Here is a 20495-nt window from a genome sequence, read left to right on the forward strand (position 1 = left end):
GTTCGCTCGGCGGGGGCTTTTTTCTTGGGTGACCCGCCACACGCTCCCTGGGTCGTGCAGCGGGTCTCCGGCGCCAGTGAGATCGGGGAAGGCGGCGCCGGAATCTCTAAAAATCAGGCTTCCGCAGCGGCGGCGGCGAACTGGTCGTAGGCTTCGACCGCCTGGGCCGCGTACATCAGGCTGGGTCCGGCCCCCATGTAGAGTGCCATGCCCATCGTCTCCATGATCTCGTCGCGGCTGGCGCCGTGCTTGACGGCGGCCTGTGCATGGAACGCGACGCAACCGTCGCAGCGGATGGCGACCGCGATGGCGAGCGCGATCAGTTCCTTGGTCTTGGTGTCGAGCGTGCCGGGACCGGTGGCGGCAGCGGCCATGGCCGAGAACGCCTTCATCACCTCGGGCGTGCCGAGGCGCACTTCCTTGATGGCGCCCGAGAGTTCCTTGGCCATTTCCGGCCAATCCTTGTGCATCGTGGTTCTCCTTTCAGGGGGTGAGCGCGCCGGCAAGGGCATTGAGCTGCCATGCGGCGACCAATTGCTGTCCTTCGGCCTCGATCGCGGCGGCGTCCGCGCCGGTCGCCTCGCGTTCTGCATCGAGCACCGCGAGCGTGGGCTTTTCCCCGACTTTGGCTTCAAGGCGCGTGGAGCGCAGCGCCTCGGCAGCGGCTGCCGCACGGGCGTGTCCGGCCTCGACCATGGCGGTCGTGGAGTGAAGGCCGGTCCATGCGTCGATGACCGCGCTGTCGATCGCTTCGCGCGCGTCGCGGGCGCGGGCTTCGCTGGCATCAAGCCCGGCGTCGGCCTCGTGGATCTTTGCCGCCGTGCGTCCGCCGTTGAACAGGGTCCAGCGACCGCGCACGCCCACGCTCATGCTGTCGGCGCGATAATCGGGAAAGAACTGGTCCCGCGTGCGCGAGGCTTCGGCAAAAGCGCCGATGACCGGCATGCCTTCGGCTTTCGCGCCGCGCACGCCCGCCTTGGCGACGTCGACGGCGCGTTCGGCCTGGGCAAGGACGGGGTTGGAGCGATGGGCGGTGTCGATGGCCTCGTCGAGCGTCGGCGGGATGGCGGGCAAGGCGGGTAGGGGATCGAGCTGCCCGGCATCGTGCCCGGTAAGGCGGCGATAGCGAGCTTCGGCAACGATCCGCCGTCCTTGCGCGGCGGCAAGACCGGCGGTCCCTTCGGCCCGGCGCGCCTTGGCCGAGGAAAGGTCGGACTGGGGAATTTCCCCGGCCTTGAAGCGCAAGGCGGCCTGCCTTTCGATTTCGGCGAGTTCCCCGTCGGTCTGTTGCCAGCGGGTTTCGATCCGGCGTGCGGTCAGCACTTCGGCATAGGCGGCAACGGCATCGACCGTGGTGCGCGAGCGGGCATCGGCAAGGGCGAGCGCGGCGATGGCCTGCCCCCCATGGGCCTGGTCGATGGCGGCGGCCACGCGGCCCCCGGCATAGATCGGCAGTTCGGCCCCCGCGCGCAAGGCGAGCGGCGTCACATTGCGCGCGGTAAAACCGAAGAAGCCGCCGTTGTCGAGCCGTCCGGCGCCGACCTGCCCCTCGATCCCGAGGGTGGGCATCGATTGGGCATGGGCGCCGTCGAGCCGGGCCTTTGCCGCATCGACCCCGGCCTGTGCCTCGGCAAGGGCCGGGGCATGGGCCAGGGCATCGGCGATCGTCGAGGTAAGGCTGTCAGCCAGTGCGGCTCCCGGCAGCAAGAGCGCCGGAAGAGCCGCGAGGCGAAGAATGCGACGCGCGCGGTCCATGGCAACTCTCCCCGTTATGCTTATTGGAACGTCGAGCCCGGCTTGACCCCAAGTGCCTTGAACACGATCGCGGCGGGGCAGAACCGGGTGAAGCTGGCCTGAAGCATGTTAGCACCGGCAAACATGGTCAGGTAGATCCAGGCAGGGTGGATGAAATGCGCGGCAAGCGCGCTGCCGAGAACGACGGCCCCGGCGAAGCGAAGTACGGCAGAATCGAGCGACATCACACGATCTCCTTCACGGTTTCCTTGAGCTTGCTGATGCCCAGCACTTGCAGAGCGAACTTTTCATAGAGTGGTTCGCTCGTCCCCTTGCGCACCTTGCGCAGGAAGTACTTTTCGAAGCCGACCTTGGCCAGGTGAACCCATTTGCCGTGGCTCGACCAGTTGACGTTGCGCGGCGGGATCTGCGGCTGGGCCACGAAAGCGACACCGCCGTCACCGAAATCGGCGAGACAGACCGCGTTCCAGCTCGCCACTTCGCTCGGACGCTCGCCATGGAGTTCCGAGGCGATGTTGCGGGCAATGGCAGTCACCATCGATTCGATCATGAACCCGGTCTTGGGCACCCCGACCGGGACCGGCGTCGGGCCGATCGGCGGGATCGCCACGCAGACACCCAGCGAATAGACATTGGGGAAGGTCGGATTGCGCTGATACTTGTCGGCGAGGATGAACCCGCGCGGATTGGTGAGCCCCTCGATCCCATGGACCGCTTTCACCCCGCGGAACGCAGGCAGGATCATGGAGTAGCCGAAAGGCAGGTCGTGCGCCTTCTTGACTGTGCCGTCCTCGCCCACTTCCTCGACATGCATCGTGGCTGCTTCGACGCTGGTGATGCGCGCATTGGTCACCCATTTGATGTGACGCTCGCGCAGCTGGCTTTCGAGCAGGGTCTTGGTGTCGCCGACCCCGTCGAGGCCGAGATGGCCGATATAGGGTTCGGACGTCACGAACGTCATCGGCACCCGGTCGCGGATCTTGCGCCGCTTGAGTTCGGTGTCGAGAATGAGCGCGAATTCATAGGCCGGGCCAAAGCACGAGGCCCCTTGCGCGGCACCGACGACGATCGGGCCGGGATTGGCGCAGAACGCGTCGAAAGCATCGGCCGCCGAATTGGCATGGTCGGTGCGGCAGACCGAAACGGTATGGCCGCCATTGGGGCCAAGGCCGGGAATTTCGTCGAAAGCCAGTTCTGGACCAGTGGCGATGACCAGCCAGTCATAGGCCATCGTCGTTCCATCGCGCAGCGTCAGGCGGTTTTCCTGCGGATGGACTCGCTCGGCGCCGACCCCGGTAAAGCCGATGCCGCGACGGGCCATGACCGGCGGCAGGTGAACGCGGATGGCATCGGGTTCGCGCCAGCGGACTGCAACCCACGGATTGGAGGGGACGAACCAGTAATCTTCGCCTTCGGCAACAACGGTGACTTCGGCTTTACCCTGCGTGGCCTCGCGGATTTCATAGGCCGCGATGGTTCCGCCCAAGCCTGCCCCCAATACGACGATGCGGGGTAGTTTCATGGCATGATCTCCCGAAAGGGGTGCCGCCGTTGATGTCTGGGCCAACCGGCGGCATCGTTTGAATCATGCTTGACGAATATTCGAAAAAAAGCATATTAGCAATATGTGATTTTATAGGGGCGCTCCGGCTTGTCCCCTCCGCAAAAGGCAGATGCGACATGATCTTCGGTTTCGGCAAAACGGCAAATCATCAGGAAATCACCGCTCCCGAACTGGCTCGCATGGTCGAGGCCAAGGATGTGGTTGTCGTCGACGTGCGCGAAAAGGACGAGTTTTCCGCCGGGCACATTCCCGGTGCGATCAACCTGCCGCTTTCGCGCTTCCGTGCCGAGGACTTGCCCGATGCGGGGGGCAAGAAGCTGGTGCTCAACTGTCTGGGCGGCAAGCGTTCGGGGCAGGCACTCGACCGTTGCGCGACGGCCGGGGCGGCGGTCGACACGCATCTGGCCGGCGGCTTTGGCGCGTGGGTCAATGCCGGGCTGCCCGTCGAGCGTTGATCGGGCGCACCAGGCAATCACAGCGATGATCACCGGGAGAGACAGGATGCGCATCGGCAACGGGAAGCCGGGTTTTTCTGCCACGGCGCTTGCGCTCGTGCTGGCCCTGACGGGCTGCGGCGGGAACAAGGCAGCAGATGGCGCGGGTGAGCATGGGGCCAAGGTCGCCTCGGGGCCGCGCCTGACGGTCGCGCAAGTCGATGCGCCCGACTGGCAGAGCGTGTCGGCGCAAGTGACGACGCGCGATGAAGCGCAGGTTCTCGCGCGGATTCCCGGTGTCCTCTCCTCGCTGTCGGTGCGTGCGGGCGATACTGTGCGCAAGGGGCAGGTGATTGGGCGCATCACCGATGCGCAACTGGGGTATCAGGCCGGTGCCTATGGGGCGCAGGCCCGCGCGGCGCAGGCCCAGGCCGAAGCCGCGAAAGCCGAACTCGACCGTGTGAAGTTCCTGGCCGCGAACGGCGTCTATGCGCCGGCCCGCCTCGATCAGGCAAAGGCCGCCGCTCATGCCGCATCGGCCGCGACCGATGCCGTCCGCGCACAGGAAGCGGCCGTCCATGCGGTCGCCGGCAACGGCACGGTGGTTGCCCCTGCCGACGGGCGCGTCCTGCGCGCCGACGTTCCGGCCGGGGCTCCGGTCGCTCCGGGCATGATCGTTGCGGTCGTCACGTCGGGGCCGCTGGTCCTGCGGCTCGATTTGCCCGAGGCGCTGGCGGCGCGGCTTTCGCCCGGCGCGCGCGTGCGGGTCGACGGGATCGCGGGCGAGGGACAGGTCGCGCGGATCTATCCGGCAGTCGAGGCGGGACAAGTCCGGGCCGATGTCGCCATGGCGGGGCTTGATCCCAGCCTGATCGGGCGGCGTCTGCCCGCGCGGGTCGCGGCGGGCACGCATCGCGCGCTGCTGGTTCCGCGTGCCTTCGTCGCAACGCGGTTCGGCATCGATTACGTGACGCTGGTCGACGCTCATGGTGCGGCCAATGACGTGCCGGTGCAGACTTCGGCGGCGGACGGGGATCGCGTGGAAATCCTTTCGGGCGTCAATCCGGGCGATACGCTTGTCGCCCCCGCGCAGGCCTCGGCGGCGGGAGCACGGCCATGAAACTCGGCATTTCCGGCCGGATCACGCGCGCCACGATCGGGTCGCCGCTGACGCCGCTGTTTCTGCTGGCCGCGATCCTGGTGGGCCTGATTTCGACAATCACCATCCCGCGCGAGGAAGAGCCGCAGATCAAGGTGCCGATGGTCGACATTCGTGTCGCCGCACCGGGCATGAATGCGCCCGAGGCTGTCGAACTGGTGGCAAAGCCGCTGGAATCGATCGTCAAGAGCATCGACGGGGTCGAACACGTCTATACCCAGGCCGAAGACCACGGCGTTCTCGTTACTGCGCGTTTCGATGTCGGGTCCGATCCGGAAGCCGCCGCCACGCGCATCGATGAAAAGATCAAGGCGAACATCGAGCGCATCCCGACCGGGGTGCCGATGCCGCAGATTACCGTGCGCGGCATTTCCGACGTGCCGATCGTGGTTCTGACCCTGACGCCGCGACCGGGGGCTGCCGGACAATGGGACGAGCGCAATCTCCAGACGCTCGCGGGCAAGTTGCGCAGCGAAGTGGCCAAAGTCGACAATGTCGGCCTGACTTTCGTGACCGGCGGGCAGCGTGACGCGATCCGGGTCGTTCCCGATCCGGTCCGGCTGGCCGCCGCGCGCGTGCCGCTGTCCTCGGTCATGGAAGCGCTGAGCCAGTCGGGTCGCTCGTTCCCGGCAGGAACCGTGCGGCAGGGCGGACAGGCGCTGGCGGTGACGGCGGGCCTGCCGTTGTCGAGTGCGGACGAAGTGCGCCGCCTGACCGTGCGGGCCGCGACCGGGGCGCCGGTCCTGCTGGGCGATGTGGCCCGCGTCGAACAGGGGCCGAGCGAGGATCAGGCCCATTCCTGGCGCTGGTCCCGCGTCGATGGCAAGGACGCCTGGACCATGGCGCCTGCCGTCTCGATCGCCATTGCCAAGCGGGCCGGGGCCAATGCCGTCGACGTCTCGAAAGCCGTGGTCGCACGGGTCGATGCGCTCAAGGGCTCGCTGATCCCCGCGCAGGTGTCGGTCGATGTCACGCGCAATTATGGCGCGACTGCCGACGACAAGGCCAACGAGCTGATCTTTCACCTCGCACTGGCGACGGTTTCCATCGTCATCCTGATCGGCTTTGCCATCGGTTGGCGCGAAGCCGGCGTGACCGCGATCGTCATCCCGACGACGATTATGCTGACCATGTTCGCCAGCCGAATCATGGGGTTCTCGATCAACCGCGTCAGCCTGTTCGCACTGATCTTCTCGATCGGCATTCTCGTCGACGACGCCATCGTCATGATCGAGAATATCGCCCGTCACTGGGGCATGCCCGACGTCGGCAAACCCGACGGGCGCAGCCGCGTCGATGCGGCGGTCGATGCCGTTGCCGAAGTCGGCAATCCGACGATCATCGCCACATTGACGGTGGTTTCCGCGCTTTTGCCGATGCTTTTCGTGTCCGGGCTGATGGGCCCCTACATGGCACCCATTCCGATCAATGCCTCGGCGGCGATGGTGTTCTCGTTCTTTGTCGCGGTGATCATTGCCCCCTGGCTGATGATCCGTTTCGCGCGCAAGACGCTGACCCACGACCACACGCTCGAAGACGGCGGGAAGCTGGGGGCGATCTATGCCCATTATGCCCGCCGCGTCATCGCCACCAAAGGCAGCGCGCGCCGTTTCCTGACCGGGGTCGGGGTGGCGACGCTGGTTGCCTGCTCGATGTTCTATTTCAAGGCGGTCACGGTCAAGCTCCTGCCTTTCGACAACAAGAGCGAAGTGCAGCTGGTGGTCGACATGCCCGCCGGAACCAGTCTGGAAACGACTTCACGCGTGCTTGAACAGGCCGCCGCCGTGACCCGGCGCGTGCCCGAGGTCGTCGCGATGGAGGCCTATGCCGGGACGGCCGCGCCGTTCAATTTCAACGGGCTCGTCCGGCACTATTTCCTGCGCGCCCGGCCCGAGATGGGCGATCTCATGGTCGCTCTCCAGCCTAAGGACGAACGCAGCCGGTCGAGCCATGCGGTCGCGGTCGATCTGCGCGAGCGGCTGAAATCCGTGGCGCTTCCCGCAGGCGGGGTCATCAAGGTGGTCGAGACGCCTCCGGGGCCGCCGGTCATGGCGACGCTGCTTGCCGAAATCTATGGCCCGGACGAGGCCACCCGGCAAAAGACGGCGCTGGCGGTCGAGCAGATCTTCAAATCGGTGCCCTTCATCGTCGATACCGATAACAGCTTTGGCGTGCCGCGTCCGACATTGCGGCTGGTGCCCGACCGGGACCGGCTCGACCATTATGGCCTGTCGGAACGGCAAGTGTTCGACAGCATCGGCGCGCTGATGGGCGGGCAGACGGTCGCTTATGCGCCGCGCGGAACCGATCGCGATCCGCTGCCGATCGAAGTGGGCCTCGACCAGTCGCAGCGCAACTGGAACGGGACGCTCGCGGCAACGCCGGTGGCGATGGCGCCGGGTGGACAGCTGCTGAGCCTTGGCGAACTGGTCGATGCGCGACAGGAAACCGGCGGTACACGCCTGTTCCGGCGTGACGGACGCGGGGCGGCGATGGTCATGGCCGATCTTGCCGGGCGTTACGAAGCGCCGATCTATGGCCTGCTCGCCGTCGATCAGGCGATCGATGCCTATGACTGGAAAGCCCATGGCCTGCAAAAGCCGCAGATCCTGATGCATGGGCAGCCCGACGACGAAAGCCACGCCAGCCTCCTGTGGGATGGCGAATGGGAAATCACCTGGGTCACGTTCCGCGACATGGGTGGGGCCTTCATGATCGCGCTTGTGGGCATCTATGTGCTGGTGGTCGGACAGTTCGGATCGTTCCGCCTGCCGCTGGTGATCCTGACGCCGGTGCCGCTGACGCTGATTGGGATCGTGCTCGGGCACATGCTGTTCGGCGCGCCCTTCACTGCGACCAGCATGATCGGCTTCATCGCGCTGGCCGGGATCATCGTGCGCAATTCGATCCTGCTCGTCGATTTTATCCGTCATACGGCCGCACCGGGCAAACCCTTGCGTGAAGTGCTGATCGAGGCGGGGCGCATTCGCGTCAAGCCGATCGCGCTGACGGCGGCGGCGGCGATGATCGGGGCGAGCGTGATCCTGACCGATCCGATCTTTCAGGGATTGGCGATCTCGCTGCTGTTCGGGCTCGCTTCGTCCACCCTTTTGACGCTGTTGGTCATTCCGGCGATCTACGTCGTCTTGCGCGACGACGGGATCGCCCTATCTGGGCGGGAGTCATGAAACCGACCGACCTTTCCGAACTGAAGGCCAATGCCGCTTCGATGGCGCAGCGGCTCAAGGTGATGAGCCATCCCGAACGCCTCCTGATGCTGTGCCGGATGGACGAAGGGGAAGCGAGCGTGACCGAGTTGGTTGCATTGACCGGGCTGTCGCAGTCGGGCGTGTCGCAGCATCTGGCGCTCTTGCGCGCGGAAAACGTGGTCTCGGTGCGGGTCGATGCCAACACCCGTTGGTACAGTCTGCGCGATCCGATCGTGTCGGGTGTCATCCACACCCTGTGCCATCTGTGTGAAGTGACACAGGCGGAGGGCGCCTGCCCTCTGCCCGTTCAGAAACAGGCCTGAACCCGGGGTGCATGCGGACCTGCAATGAGAAAACTCATTGCAGGTCGTTTCGCTCAAACGGCGCGCGGCCTTGAACCACCTTGCGATGAGAGAGGCTCATCGCAAGTTGGTATCAGTCCCGCAGCTTGGTCGCGAGGAGGCCTTTGGCTTCGAGATCGCGGGCAAAGGCGATCAGGCGGGCATCGCTGCCCTTGGCGCCGATCAACTGGATGCCGAGCGGAAGGCCGGGAACGGCGAGCGGCGCGGCAATGACCGGTAGTCCGAGGAAGCTGATCGGCTGGGTAAACAGGCCGAGATTGGCGCGGGCGGGCTTTTCCTCGCCGTCGATCGTGACGACCGGATGCGCGATCAGGGGGGCGGGACCGACGACGGTCGGCGCGATCAGCACGTCGTATCGGGCAAAGATCGTATCGAACGTGTGGGCAAAGACCTCGCGCCGGGCCAGTGCCTCGGCGTGGACGTCTTCGGGCAAGGCGGCCCCCGCGATCAGGCGGTCGCGGGTCGCCGGGTCATAGGACAGGGCATCGCTGGCGAGCGATGGGGCATGGAGTCGCCCGCCTTCCCATGCGGAGAGGACGAAAGCTGCCGACCGTGCTGCCGCCACGCCTTCGGGTTCGACCGTCGGCAAGGGACCAATCGCGGAGGCCAGCGTGTCGAGCGCGGCGCGCAGATCGGGGACGAGATCGCGGGCGAACCACCCGCCGAGCAGGGCGACGCGCAAAGGGCCCGCGTCGTTGGCTGCCGGTTCCCCGCGCAGGACGCTGTCGATCAGCGCAAGGTCGGAGGCCGAGCGGGCAAAAGCACCGATGTCGTCGAGCGTGTGGACGAAGGGAAAGGTCCCTTCCATCGGCAGCGAATCGTGCGTGGGCTTGATCCCGAACAGGCCGCACAGGCTGGCGGGAATGCGGATCGAGCCGTTGGTATCCGATCCGAGCGTGAAGCTCAGCAATCCGCCCGCGACCGCTGCTGCCGACCCGCCCGACGAGCCCCCGGCAAAGCGGTCGGGGTCATGGGGATTGCGGGTAATGCCCCAGCGGGCATTGTCGGTGACGAAGCCATAGGCGAATTCGTCCATGTTGAGCGTGGCGCAAAGCACCGCGCCCGCCGCGCGCAGCCGTTCGATGGCGATGGCATCGTGGGCTGCGGGCTCGGCGAATTCGAGTCGGGCCGCTCCCGCTGTGGTCGGCAGTCCGGCGACATCGAACAGGTCCTTGACGCCATAGGGAACGCCCGCGAGCGGTCCGGGATCTTCGCCCCGCGCGACTTGCGCATCGACGAGCGCGGCTTCGGCAAGCGCGCGGTCCTCGAGAATGCGGGTAACGGCGAGGAGGTCAGGTTTGGCGCGGATACGGGCAAGGGCGGCGCGGGCGATCTCGGTCGCACTGCATTGTCCCTGGCGAACGCTGGCCGCGATGGCGAGAGCGTCGAGCGGCAGCGTCATCGCGTCTGCTCCTGCGCCGGGGTTTCGCTGGCCGCGCGCATGGTCGCGAGATGTCCGGACAGGATGCGGACATTGGCTGCGACGCCCGGCGTGCAGGGTTCGGGCAGGGCAAGGCCCAGCACTTCGCCCACGGCTGCAGCAAGGACCGCGTCGTCGCGTTCGATCGACCGGGGGGAGAACAGGGCGTCGCGTTCGTTCATGTCAGCTGCCGCGATAGGTGGAATAGGAAAACGGCGAGGCCAGCAGCGGGACATGATAGTGCCCTTCTGCCCCGACGCCGAAATCGATGGGAACCACGTCGAGGAAGGGCGGATCGGCCAGCGGCGTCCCTTGCGTCCGGAAATAGGCGGCCACCGCGAACGTCAGGCGATAGCGCCCGGCGTCGAGCGGCATCGGCGCCCGCCAGCGGCCGTCGGCATCGGTCGTCCCTTCGGCCACCAGCGTGTCCCCGGCATGAAGCGCAATTGCGACGCCGGCGGCCGGGCGCCCGGCCACGGTGTCGAGGACATGAGTCGAAAGGCTGCTCATTCGGCCGCCTCGCGCGCCAGCGGCCATTCGCCGAGGAATTCGGGTTCGTCATAGGCGGCGAACTCGGCGATCATGGTTTCGCGGTCGTCGAGGAAAAGCTGATCGGCGACACCCCGGATCAGGCGCGGCAAGGCATTCTGCATGCCCGAAAGCGCCGAGGCGGAGAGCCCCTGGCTGATCAGCGCGGAATAGTTGAACGCGAACAGGCCATGCAGGCGTGCCGGATCGGCCCCGTCGCGCGGCAGGAATTCGAACGCCGGGCCGAGATAGGGGTGCGCGTCGATCAGGGCGTTGCGCGGGCCTTCGATCGCGACTTTGTCCCCCCAGGTGGCGATCGCGGGGGCGATTTCGGCCAGTTCGGGACGCAGGGCCGGATCGCTGATGAGGCCGGTCGAGAGCACCAGTAAGTCGAAATCGAACGTCCCCTTGGGCGTCGTCACCCGGGCGCGGCCATCGACATGTTCGACTTTCTCCCATGGGCTGCCCATATGGAGCGCAAAGCCCGGCCATGACGCCGCACGGCTGAACGTGTCGTTGGTCGGCGGCTGGTTGTGGCCGAGGAAGCAGTCCATGGCCCGGTACTTTTCCCCGTCGGAGAGCGCGGGATAGCGGGCGGTAAAGCCGACCCGTTCCATGTAGCGGATGGGATTGACGCGCGGCAGCACTTTGCGGCGCATGAAGACGTGGACTTCGCCGACCCCTTCGCCAAGCGCGGCATTGGCATTGTCGAAGGCACTGGCGCCGCCGCCCAGAATGCCGATCCGCTTTCCGGCAAGGCGGGTGAAATCGACCATCTCGCTGGTATGCATGTAAAGCTCGCGGGGCAGCGCGGCCTTGATGAAATCGGGAGTATGCCATTCCCCGCCGCCCTGAATGCCGGTCGCGAGAACGACCTTGCGGGCAAGCAGGCTGTCGCCGTCGGCGAGATGGAGCGCGAAGAGCCCCGGCTCGACCGGTTCGATGCGGTCGAGCCGCGCGCCGTTGCGTACCGGCAAGGCAAGGACGCGGCGATACCACTTGAGGTAATCCATCCAGACCCTGCGCGGGATCTTGTCGAGCGCGTCCCAGCCCTGGCTGCCGAACTGGGCCTCGTACCAGGCGCGGAACGTCAGCGCGGGCAGGCCGTAGTCAATCGGCGTCAGATGCTTGGGCGTGCGCAGGGTGATCATCCGCGCATAAGTTTCCCACGGACCTTCGAGGCCTTCGGGATTTTCGTCGAGGACGAGCACGTTGTTGATCCGCTCGCGCCGCAGGCCGAACGCGGTGGCAAGGCCGCTCTGTCCCCCGCCGATGACCACGACGTCGAGGACGGGGCCGCGCGGATGGTGGCGCGGGCGTGTCCAGTCGGGACCGCCGCAATTGGTCAGGTCGAGCTGGCGGCGCAATTGCGCTTCGAGTGCGGCAAGGCCGATGGCGTCTTGAGCAGGAAGGGTCATCGGGCATCCTCCAGTCGCAGCTTGGTGATCTTGCCGATCTCGGCAAGGGCGGTCGCGATTTCGGTCGGGGTGTCGTTGGCGATGCGGGCTTCCATCGCGGCCAGAATGCCCGCCTTGTCGGTCAGGCGGACGCAGATGATGAACGGCATCTGGTGGGCCGCGCGATAGGCGGCGTTGAGCGCGTGGAAACGCTCGAATTCCTCGGGCGTAAGCCGGTCGAGCCCGGCGCTGGCCTGTTCGGACGCGCTTGCGTGCGTGAGAGTGCCGTCGATGGCGGCCTTTCCGGCAAGTTCCGGGTGTGCGCGGATGAGAGCGAGTTGTTCGTCCTGCGTCGCGGCATGGACCACGCGCATGAGATCGGCGTGGCGGTCCCCGGACGAGGGCGCGGCATCGGCCCGTGCCTCGACCCACGGGCTGTGTTCGAAGAGCGCGGGGTGAGTGGGCTCGGCGGTCATGCGGCCTCCATCACGGCTGCCCATGCGGCAAGCGCCGCCGGAACCGCTTCGCCTGCGGGCAGGCTGGCCCCTTCGGCGCGCAGGCAGGTTTCCAGCGCGCCGAGCGTGATCAGCACCTTGTGCTTCATGGCGTTGTATCCCATCGCCCCGATGCGCCAGATCCGGCCCGCCAGAGGACCGAACGCGGTGCCGATCTCGATTTCGAAATGATCGCGCATGGCGGTGCGAACGCGTTCGCCGTCGATGCCTTCGGGAATGAAGACGCCGGTCACATTGGTCATGCGGTGGGCGTCGCTGCCGAACAGGGTCAGGCCCATCGCGCGCAGGCCCGCGCTCATTGCCGCGCCTGCCGCCTTGTGACGGCGATAGCGGGCGGCCAGTCCTTCGGCGAGCGTGACGCGGGCGCATTCGCGCGCACCATAGAGCATCGTCGTCGCCTCGGTATGGTGGTTGAGGCGCTTTTCGCTCCAGTAATCCATGATCATGGCGAGATCGAAATAGTTCGAACCGATCCGTCGGCCCGAACCGTCGACGGCGTCGGCGGCGCGAATGCCCTTTTCATCGTGACGACGGGTGAAGATGAGGTCCGCCGCCGCATCGGACACCGTGATCGGCGCGGAACCCGACGGACCGCCGAGGCATTTCTGCAAGCCCCCGGTGATGACATCCGCGCCCCAGCGATCGGCGGAGAGTTCCATGCCGCCGATCGTCGCGGTGGCATCGACATAGACGAGCGCGCCGACTTCACGGGCGATCGCGCCGATCCCGTCGAGCGGCTGAGCCATGGTGGTCGAGGTGTCGCCGTGCACGGTGCAGATGACGCGCGGGGAGAGGCGCAGCGCCGCCTCGCGGATGGCCTCCATCGGCACGACTTCGCCCCAGGGCGCATCGACCGTTTCGAACCGCACGTCGAGGCGGGTCAGGATTTCCTGAAGCAGCAGGCCGAAGCGGCCGTAATTGACGACCAGCGCGACATCACCGGGTTGAAGCAGGCTGACGAGCGCGGCTTCGATCCCTGCCCGGGCGGTCCCGTCGATCAGCATGGTCCAGCGGTTGCCGGTGCCGAAGATCGGGCGATAAAGCGCCATGACCTGGTTCATGTAGCCGGTCATTTCCGGATCGAACTGACCCAAAAGATCCGCACTCATCGCGCGCAGGACACGCGGGTGGGCATTGACCGGGCCGGGGCCCATCAAGAGCCGCTGCGGCGGGTCGATCTCGCCAAACAGCAGCGGATCGAGGTCAGGCATCGTTTTCTCCAACTCGTTTTCGTGAACCCCCGCTGCCGGACATCGCTTTCCCCCATCAGACGCCGTTTCGACAGCTCGTCGAGGTCTTCTGCAATGAGGGGCGTCCGAAATCTATCGCCGAATATCGAAGCTTGTGTTCTCAAAATGAGGACATCCGACACGTCGGGGATGCTCTCATTTTGAGAACATAGGTTTGTCAATTTTACATGTAGTCAGAACATGGGGCCACTGTCACAAAGCTGCCCGGCAGACCGCTCCGGCGAAATGGTACCTGCGAAACCTGCCCAATCAACGATCTGGACACCGTCAAGCAGGGAGGTGGACATGGGGAGCAATCATGAAGGTCAACGCGAGATTATTGGTGCGTGCGGCAGCGTCGGTCATGGCACTGGCCCAACTGGTTCCCGCCGTCGCACATGCAGAAGATGCAGGAGCTGCGGGGGCTGAGGCGCCTTCCGCTTCGACCCAGCTCGAAACCATCACCGTCACGGCCCAGAAGACCAAGACCGGTCTGCAAAAGACGCCGATCGCCATTACCGCCATGTCGGGCGATCAGCTGGCCAAGATCGACATCCGGTCGGCGATCGATCTCGACCGGCACATTCCGGGCATGACCGTTTCGGATTCGGGCGCGTTTCCGGTCAACATCACCATCCGTGGCGTGGGCTATGACGGGTTGCAGAACCTGTCGGCACAGCCCGGCGTCGCCTATGTCGAGAACGGCGTCTATATCGCCAGCCCGATCGCGGTCGTGTCGAGCTATCTCGACGTCGGACAGCTCGAAGTGCTGCGCGGGCCGCAGGGAACCGTCAACGGCCAGAATGCCGACGGCGGCGCGATCAACGTCACCACCAACATGCCCAAGCTCGACGCGTTCCACATGGGCGTCGAAGGCAGTTACGGCAGCTACAACTACCAGCGCGAAAACGGCATGGTCAACCTGCCGTTGACGAAGAACCTGGCTTTCCGCGCTACCGTCCAGCACGAAGCGCATGACGGCTGGTATTACGCGCCCAATTATCCGGGCAACGACCACATCGGCAGCCAGAACGCCTGGACCGCGCGCGGCACGTTCCTGTGGACGCCGACCGATCGCCTGACCGTCACGGTCTGGGGCGAACTCTACAGCAACGACATCAACGGTGTCGGCGCGCGCAACATGATCGACCCGATCGCGGGCGTTCGTGCGACCAGCAACGACTATGCGACCCCCGAACAGACCCGCAGCCGCATCGCGGCGGCAACGGCGGCCTATGACCTGGGCGGCGCGACGGCGAAGTTCAGCACCAGCTACCAGTACGCCTTCATCAACAACCGCAATTCGGCGGACTCGCTCTCGACCGCGCAGGCGCTCGAATATTATGGCGTGAAGGACAACATCCCCGAACACTCGTGGGGCCTCAACACCGTCAACGAGGAATTCAACGTTGCCTCGAAGCCGGGTGGACGGTTCGACTGGATCGTCGGCCTGTTCTACCAGCACACCTCGGGCAACGAGAACGTCTTCGAGACGCAGCAGGGTTCGAGCCTGATCGGCACCCCCTATACGATCGACTATTCGGCGGCGGGCAACCCGGCGCTCTATCTTGCGCAGCAGGCGGCCTATGGCCTGTCGTTTGCGAGCGTGTCGAACGCGCACCGCAATTCGGCGGCGGGCTATGGTCAGCTCACCTGGCACATTACCGACAAGCTGCGCCTGACCGGCGGTCTGCGGTACAGCTGGGACAAGTACACCGCGCATACGGCGGCCAATTTCAACATCGCCGATCTGAAGAGCGAGTTCCGCAAGGTGACGGGCAAGGCCTCGGTCGAATACGACGTTGCCCCGCACTCGACGCTTTATGCCAGCTTCTCGACCGGGGTGAAGCCGGGCGGCGCCAACCTCAATACCTCATCGACGCAGATACCGCAGTCGTTCACTCACGAATTCGTCCGGGCCTATGAAATCGGGTCGAAGAACGAATTCTTCGATCGCAAGCTGCGCCTCAACGTCTCGGCGTTCTACAACGACTATCGCAATTACCAGACCGACTCCGAAGATCCGCTGCCCTATCAAGGCGGGCAGACCAATATCCCCAAGAGCAAGGTCTATGGTCTGGAAACCGAAGTCTCGCTGATCCTGCCGCAGGGCTGGCGCATCGACGCCAATGCCACGGCCATGGGCAGCCGGGTCGACAGCCACATGCACATGCTCGACGCCTATTCGGCGCAGGCGATCAACCGGGCGACCGGCGGACCTTACGGGACTGGCAATGTCGACGCGCGCTATGCCGCCTATTTCGCGTCGGACGTCTATGGGAACCAGTTGGGTCGCGTGCCGAACTTCTCGACCGCGATGACCATCAGCAAGTCGACCGATCTGCCGTTCGGCAAGCTCGATGCGGCGGTCGATGCCAATTACCGCTCGCCCTACTGGGAACGCGTCTACAACAATCCTGCCACCGATCGCGTCGGCAGCCAGTTCATGATGAACCTCAACCTGCATTTCCAGCCCAAGCGCGGGCCCTGGTATCTCGAGCTGCAGGTCACCAACCTTACCGACAGCAGCGACATCGCCACCCGCTTTGCCGAAAACTTCGGCGTGGGCGGTGTCTTCGACGTCTACGTTCCGCCGCGCCAGGTCATCGGTCGCGTCGGCGTGAAGTTCTGATCCCCCGAGGGTCCGGCACTGTCGCGGTGCCGGACCCCGACTCCAAAAAGGCTGGAGAACCGCAATGAAGGAACGGGCCCTGTCTTTCGGGGATATGGTATCGGAAACCATGACGAGCCATTCACCCGACACTCCGGCAGGGCACGATCCGGTTGCTGTGGGCCAGATGGCCGGTGGTAATGCGGTCAGCGGCGATGCAGTCGACAGCATTCCCGCTCCGGGGCGGCTGTTCATGTTCGCGCTTCAGCATGTGCTGGTCATGTATGCGGGGGCGGTCACTGTCCCCCTCGTCATGGGACAGGCCTTGCACCTCTCGCCTTCGGGGCTGACTTTGCTGGTTTGCGCCGATCTCGTCGCGGCGGGGATCGTCACGCTGATCCAGACGCTCGGCATTCCCGGTGTCGGCATTCGCCTGCCGATCATGATGGGGGTGACCTTCGTTTCGGTCAGTCCCATGCTCGCCTTGCTTGCCGCCGCGCCCGAAACCACGGCGGCGCGGGTCGCCATGTTGCCCACGATCTATGGCGCGGTCATTGTCGGGGGGATCTTCGGCCTGATCGTCGCGCCTTTCGTCGGGCGTATGCAGCGCTTCTTCCCTCCGACCGTTACCGGCACGGTCATTCTGGTCATCGGCCTTTCGCTCATGCGCATCGCGATCGACTGGGCCGCAGGCGGGCAGCCAAGCGACGTGACCTATGGTCAGCCGTCCAATCTCGGGATCGCGTTGCTGACGCTTGTCACCATTTTCATGCTGATCAAGTTCAGCCGGGGGCCGCTGCGCTATGGCGCGATCCTGTTCGGGGTGGTCATCGGCACGCTGGTTGCCGCCCTGTTCGGCCATGCCGACTTTTCCGAAGTCGCCCGCGCGCCGTGGTTCGCGCTGATCCTGCCGTTCCAGTTCGGCCTGCCGCGTTTCGAAGCACCGATCTCGCTTGCCATGTGCTTCGTCATGCTGGTCTCGATGGTTGAATCCTTCGGCATGTTCCTGACGGCAGGGGTTCTGGTCGGACGTCCGGCCGATGCCCGCGACCTGACGCGCGGTTTGCGCGCTGATGCGCTCGGCACGCTGATCGGCGGGATCTTCAATACCTTTCCCTATACCTCCTATGCCCAGAATCTCGGCCTGCTCAGCATGACCGGGGTGCGCTCGCGCTATGTCTGCGCGGCGGGCGGGGCGATCCTGATCGCGCTTGGCCTCTGTCCGAAACTGGCGGCGATCGTCGCGGCCGTTCCGCTCAGCGTGCTCGGGGGCGCAGGGCTTGTCATGTTCGGTATGATTGCGGCAACCGGGGTGCGCATCCTGTCGGAAGTCGAACTGACTTACGAACGCCTCGCGGTGATTGCCGCGTCGGTCGCCATGGGGCTCATTCCCGTCCTGTCGCAGAAGTTCTTTCAGTACATGCCGCCCGTGCTCGGCCCGATCCTTCATTCGGGCATCGTGCTCGCGTCGGCGACGGCCATGATCCTCAATCTCTTCCTCCACGGCAGCTCGACGGTCGCCGAGAGCCCGGCGGAATAAGGTCGGGCGTTCCTGCCCGTCCCGAGCCCCCTGTTTTCACGGAGTTCTTCTCCATGTCCGGCACCATCACCATTCCCGTGCTCAGCGGGCAGAAGCTCTTTGCCGGTGATCCGGCGGAAATCGCGGCCTTGCGCCGGGCCGCCGAGCGTCACGGTTTCCTCTATCTGGTCGATCACGGGATCGATCCGGCCCTGATCGCGGGCGTTTTTGAGCAAGCCCATGCGTTCTTTGCGCGGCCCGATGCGGACAAGGATGCCGTGCATCTCGATCGCACCCGTCACCGGCTTGGCTGGGAACCGCTCAAGGCCCAGACGCTTGAAGAAGGTTCTCCGCCCGATCTCAAGGAAGGGTTCTACGTCGGACCCGATGTGACCGCCGACGATCCGCGGGTGCTGGCCGGACGTTTCGGTGTCGGGCCCAACCAGTGGCCCGGGGACATGCCGGAATTCCAGGCGACGATGAATGCCTATTTCACGGCAGCGGCAAGCCTTGCCGCAGATGTCATGGGCGCGTTGGCGCTCGCGCTCGATCTGCCGGGCGATTATTTTGACGATTTCAACCGCGACGCCTCGTGCCGGTTGCGGCTGCTGCATTACCCGCCGCAACCGGCCAATCCCCAGCCGGGCGAAAAGGGATGTGGCGCACATACCGATTTCGGCTCGGTCACCCTCTTGCTTCAGGACGAGGCGGGCGGGTTGCAGGTGCAGGACGTCGTGACCGGGGAATGGATCGACGCGCCGCCGATCGCGGGGGCCTATGTCGTCAATCTGGGTGACCTCATCGCGCGCTGGACCAATCACCGGTTCCAGTCCAACCCGCACCGGGTGATCAACCGCTCGGGCAAGGAGCGCTATTCGGTCCCGTTCTTCTTCACCGGCAATCCCGACTATGTCGTCGAATGCCTGCCGACTTGCCTCGCGCCGGGTGAAACCCCGAAATACCCGCCGATCACCACCGAGCGTCACCTCGCCGAATCCTATGCGCGCACGTACGGTGGGTAAGGTGGCCAACGGCACGCTCGTGATGATCCACGGCGCCTGGCAGGGAAGCTGGGCTTTCGACGCGTGGCGCCCGCATTGCGAAGCGCGCGGCTGGCGGACCGTGGCGGTCGATCTTCCCGGCAACGGCTGGAACCCCGAACCGCTCGCGGACGGGCTCGACCACTGCGCTCGCCATGTCGCGCACGTGATCGAGGAACAGCCCGGACCTTGCGTGGTGGTAGGCCACAGCGGCGGCGGCCTGACGGCAAGCCAGGTGGCCGAACTCGTGCCCGACCGCATCGCCGCGCTCGTCTATCTGGTGGGCATGATGCTGCCTTCGGGCATGAGCTTTGCCGAACTGGTGGCTCATGCGCGCACCCTGCATCCCGGTGCCGATTTCGGCGGCATCGTGCCGTTCCTCGAACGCAGTGCGGACGGTAGCGCGACGTCGGTCCCGGTCGAGGCCGCGCTCGAGATATTCCTTCACGATTGCTCGCCCGAGGCTGCGCGCAAGGCGGCGCAGGCGCTGCGTCCGCAGCCTGAAACGGGCCGGGCGGTCGCCCCCACCGTCACCGCCGAGCGTTATGGCCGGGTGCCGCGGGTCTATGTCGAAGCCTTGCGCGATCGTTCGATCGACATCCGCCTGCAACGGGCGATGCAGGATCTGGGGCCCGGGGCGCGGCGGATCAGCCTCGATTGCGGGCACGTCCCGCAACTCGCCATGCCCGAAATCCTGACCGCGCATTTGTGCGAGACGCTGGACAGTATGGATTTCTGATCCGAAAGACCGGCGATTATGTAATCGGCACGCGGAGTTGCAGGCCTCTCCGGCGCGAGCGGATCTTTGGAAAGGACGAGAGCCCATGCTGTTCGGCAAGGCGGCCATCTATTTCGACGAAGTGGTACGGCGTGGCGCCCTGCGCCGGGCGGCCGATTCCCTGCGGATTGCCCCTTCGGCGATCGACCGGCAGATCCTGCAACTCGAAGAGGAAATCGGCGCGCCCCTGTTCGAGCGCACGTCGAGCGGGATGCGGATGACAGCGGCGGGCGAATTGCTGGTCGACGGGGTCCGCCGCTGGCGCCGCGATTTTCAGCGGATCCAGTCCGAGATCGACAATCTGATCGGCCTGCGGCGGGGCGAAGTCACGATCGGCATTATCGAGGGGGCCGCCGAATTCCTTGCGACCTGCCTCACTTCGTTTCGCGAGACGTATCCCGGCATTCATTTCCGGATCGAGGTCGGCGGCGCCTATGCCGTGGTCGAACAGGTCCTGCGCAACGAGATCGACCTCGGCATCACGTTCAACCCGCCGGAAAACCCATCGGTCCGGGTCGAACGCACGCTGCTTTACGGGCTGGGCGTCGTCACGCCGCCCGATCATCCGCTGGCCACGCAGCAGTCGGTGAACCTGTTCGAATGCGTCGGCTATCCGATGATCATTCCCAACGAGAACCTCTCGCTGCGGCGCATGCTCGACAAGCTGTGGCAAGCGAACATGACCGGGCAAGTGCGCGGCATTGCCGAAGTCAACAATACCCGGACCATGAAGGCGTTGGTGCAGGACGGCATCGGCATCGGCTGGCTGACCGAATTCGACGTGATGAAGGAATTGAAGGAAGGCTCGCTGGTCTTCGTCCCGGTCGCGGGTGAAGGGCTGGAAGCCTCGAGCCTGTCGCTGATCACCGGGGGCGGGCGTTCGATGTCGGTGCCCGCCTCGCTGTTCTGTCAGCATGTTTCGAGCGGCATGGAGCAGTTGGGCGCGCCGATCGTCTGATCGGGATGCCCGATGCC

19 protein-coding genes are annotated in these 20495 nt (G+C 65.5%); 9 read left to right on the top strand and 10 right to left on the bottom strand.

Annotated elements, in window-relative coordinates; all coding sequences use genetic code 11:
* Positions 1-113: 113 nt before the first annotated feature.
* The 4 genes from Y88_RS12710 to Y88_RS12725 are packed head-to-tail and all read right to left on the bottom strand — an operon-like array spanning position 114 to position 3277.
* Complete coding sequence (locus Y88_RS12710) at positions 114-470, bottom strand: carboxymuconolactone decarboxylase family protein (protein ID WP_008069905.1); 357 nt, start codon at positions 468-470, stop codon at positions 114-116.
* Between the two features lie 13 nt (positions 471-483).
* Positions 484-1755, bottom strand: a complete 1272-nt coding sequence (locus Y88_RS12715) for a TolC family protein (RefSeq protein ID WP_008069907.1) — start codon at positions 1753-1755, stop codon at positions 484-486.
* 20 nt (positions 1756-1775) lie between these two features.
* Positions 1776-1979, bottom strand: a complete 204-nt coding sequence (locus tag Y88_RS12720) for a YgaP family membrane protein (protein ID WP_008069909.1) — start codon at positions 1977-1979, stop codon at positions 1776-1778.
* Entirely contained in the window at positions 1979-3277 is a 1299-nt protein-coding gene (locus Y88_RS12725; RefSeq protein ID WP_026166859.1) for an NAD(P)/FAD-dependent oxidoreductase, read from the bottom strand. Before Y88_RS12725 ends, Y88_RS12720 begins: the two co-directional genes overlap by 1 nt.
* Positions 3278-3435: 158 nt before the next feature.
* Between Y88_RS12725 and Y88_RS12730 the strand changes: the two genes are divergently transcribed.
* Genes Y88_RS12730 through Y88_RS12745 form a run of 4 tightly spaced genes read left to right on the top strand, consistent with a single transcriptional unit; the run spans position 3436 to position 8444 of the window.
* Complete coding sequence (locus tag Y88_RS12730) at positions 3436-3774, top strand: rhodanese-like domain-containing protein (RefSeq protein ID WP_008069913.1); 339 nt, start codon at positions 3436-3438, stop codon at positions 3772-3774.
* Positions 3775-3820: 46 nt separating this feature from the next.
* Positions 3821-4873, top strand: coding sequence for an efflux RND transporter periplasmic adaptor subunit (locus tag Y88_RS12735; RefSeq protein ID WP_008069915.1), 1053 nt, complete (start codon positions 3821-3823; stop codon positions 4871-4873).
* A complete protein-coding gene (locus Y88_RS12740; protein ID WP_008069917.1) occupies positions 4870-8100 on the top strand; it encodes an efflux RND transporter permease subunit in 3231 nt (1076 codons plus the stop codon). The genes Y88_RS12735 and Y88_RS12740 overlap by 4 nt, the downstream gene beginning before the upstream one ends.
* Positions 8097-8444 carry an ArsR/SmtB family transcription factor gene (locus tag Y88_RS12745; protein WP_008069919.1) on the top strand — a complete coding sequence of 116 codons (348 nt, stop codon included), beginning with the start codon at positions 8097-8099 and terminating at the stop codon, positions 8442-8444. The genes Y88_RS12740 and Y88_RS12745 overlap by 4 nt, the downstream gene beginning before the upstream one ends.
* 112 nt (positions 8445-8556) lie before the next feature.
* Here the strand turns inward: Y88_RS12745 and Y88_RS12750 are convergent, their stop codons facing one another.
* The 6 genes from Y88_RS12750 to Y88_RS12775 are packed head-to-tail and all read right to left on the bottom strand — an operon-like array spanning position 8557 to position 13554.
* Positions 8557-9885 (bottom strand): AtzE family amidohydrolase, encoded by a 1329-nt coding sequence (locus tag Y88_RS12750; RefSeq protein WP_008069921.1) that lies wholly within the window; start codon positions 9883-9885, stop codon positions 8557-8559.
* Positions 9882-10085 (bottom strand): hypothetical protein, encoded by a 204-nt coding sequence (locus Y88_RS12755; protein ID WP_008069923.1) that lies wholly within the window; start codon positions 10083-10085, stop codon positions 9882-9884. Before Y88_RS12755 ends, Y88_RS12750 begins: the two co-directional genes overlap by 4 nt.
* 1 nt (position 10086) lies before the next feature.
* Complete coding sequence (uraH, locus tag Y88_RS12760; protein WP_008069924.1) at positions 10087-10413, bottom strand: hydroxyisourate hydrolase; 327 nt, start codon at positions 10411-10413, stop codon at positions 10087-10089.
* Entirely contained in the window at positions 10410-11849 is a 1440-nt protein-coding gene (locus Y88_RS12765) for an FAD/NAD(P)-binding protein (RefSeq protein WP_008069927.1), read from the bottom strand. Before Y88_RS12765 ends, uraH begins: the two co-directional genes overlap by 4 nt.
* Entirely contained in the window at positions 11846-12304 is a 459-nt protein-coding gene (gene uraD / locus Y88_RS12770; protein WP_018075498.1) for a 2-oxo-4-hydroxy-4-carboxy-5-ureidoimidazoline decarboxylase, read from the bottom strand. The genes Y88_RS12765 and uraD overlap by 4 nt, the downstream gene beginning before the upstream one ends.
* On the bottom strand, positions 12301-13554 hold the full coding sequence (locus Y88_RS12775; protein WP_008069931.1) for a pyridoxal-phosphate-dependent aminotransferase family protein: 1254 nt from the start codon (positions 13552-13554) through the stop codon (positions 12301-12303). The genes uraD and Y88_RS12775 overlap by 4 nt, the downstream gene beginning before the upstream one ends.
* A gap of 337 nt (positions 13555-13891) precedes the next feature.
* Here Y88_RS12775 and Y88_RS12780 point away from each other — a divergent pair, with 337 nt between their 5' ends.
* The 5 genes from Y88_RS12780 (at position 13892) to Y88_RS12800 (ending at position 20478) form a co-directional block, all read left to right on the top strand.
* The gene (locus Y88_RS12780) at positions 13892-16204 is read left to right on the top strand and encodes a TonB-dependent receptor (protein WP_232281060.1); all 2313 of its coding nucleotides are present in this window, start codon (positions 13892-13894) and stop codon (positions 16202-16204) included.
* Positions 16205-16313: 109 nt separating this feature from the next.
* Positions 16314-17723: a nucleobase:cation symporter-2 family protein gene (locus tag Y88_RS12785; protein ID WP_232281061.1), complete on the top strand. Its 1410-nt coding sequence runs from the start codon at positions 16314-16316 to the stop codon at positions 17721-17723.
* Between the two features lie 53 nt (positions 17724-17776).
* Positions 17777-18724: an isopenicillin N synthase family dioxygenase gene (locus Y88_RS12790; RefSeq protein ID WP_008069937.1), complete on the top strand. Its 948-nt coding sequence runs from the start codon at positions 17777-17779 to the stop codon at positions 18722-18724.
* A complete protein-coding gene (locus tag Y88_RS12795; protein ID WP_198133354.1) occupies positions 18717-19481 on the top strand; it encodes an alpha/beta fold hydrolase in 765 nt (254 codons plus the stop codon). The genes Y88_RS12790 and Y88_RS12795 overlap by 8 nt, the downstream gene beginning before the upstream one ends.
* 85 nt (positions 19482-19566) lie before the next feature.
* A complete protein-coding gene (locus Y88_RS12800) occupies positions 19567-20478 on the top strand; it encodes a LysR family transcriptional regulator (protein WP_008069941.1) in 912 nt (303 codons plus the stop codon).
* The last annotated feature ends 17 nt before the right edge of the window (positions 20479-20495 follow it).

It is taken from the genome of Novosphingobium nitrogenifigens DSM 19370 (assembly GCF_000192575.1).
In the GTDB taxonomy this organism is placed as follows: Bacteria; Pseudomonadota; Alphaproteobacteria; order Sphingomonadales; family Sphingomonadaceae; genus Novosphingobium; species Novosphingobium nitrogenifigens.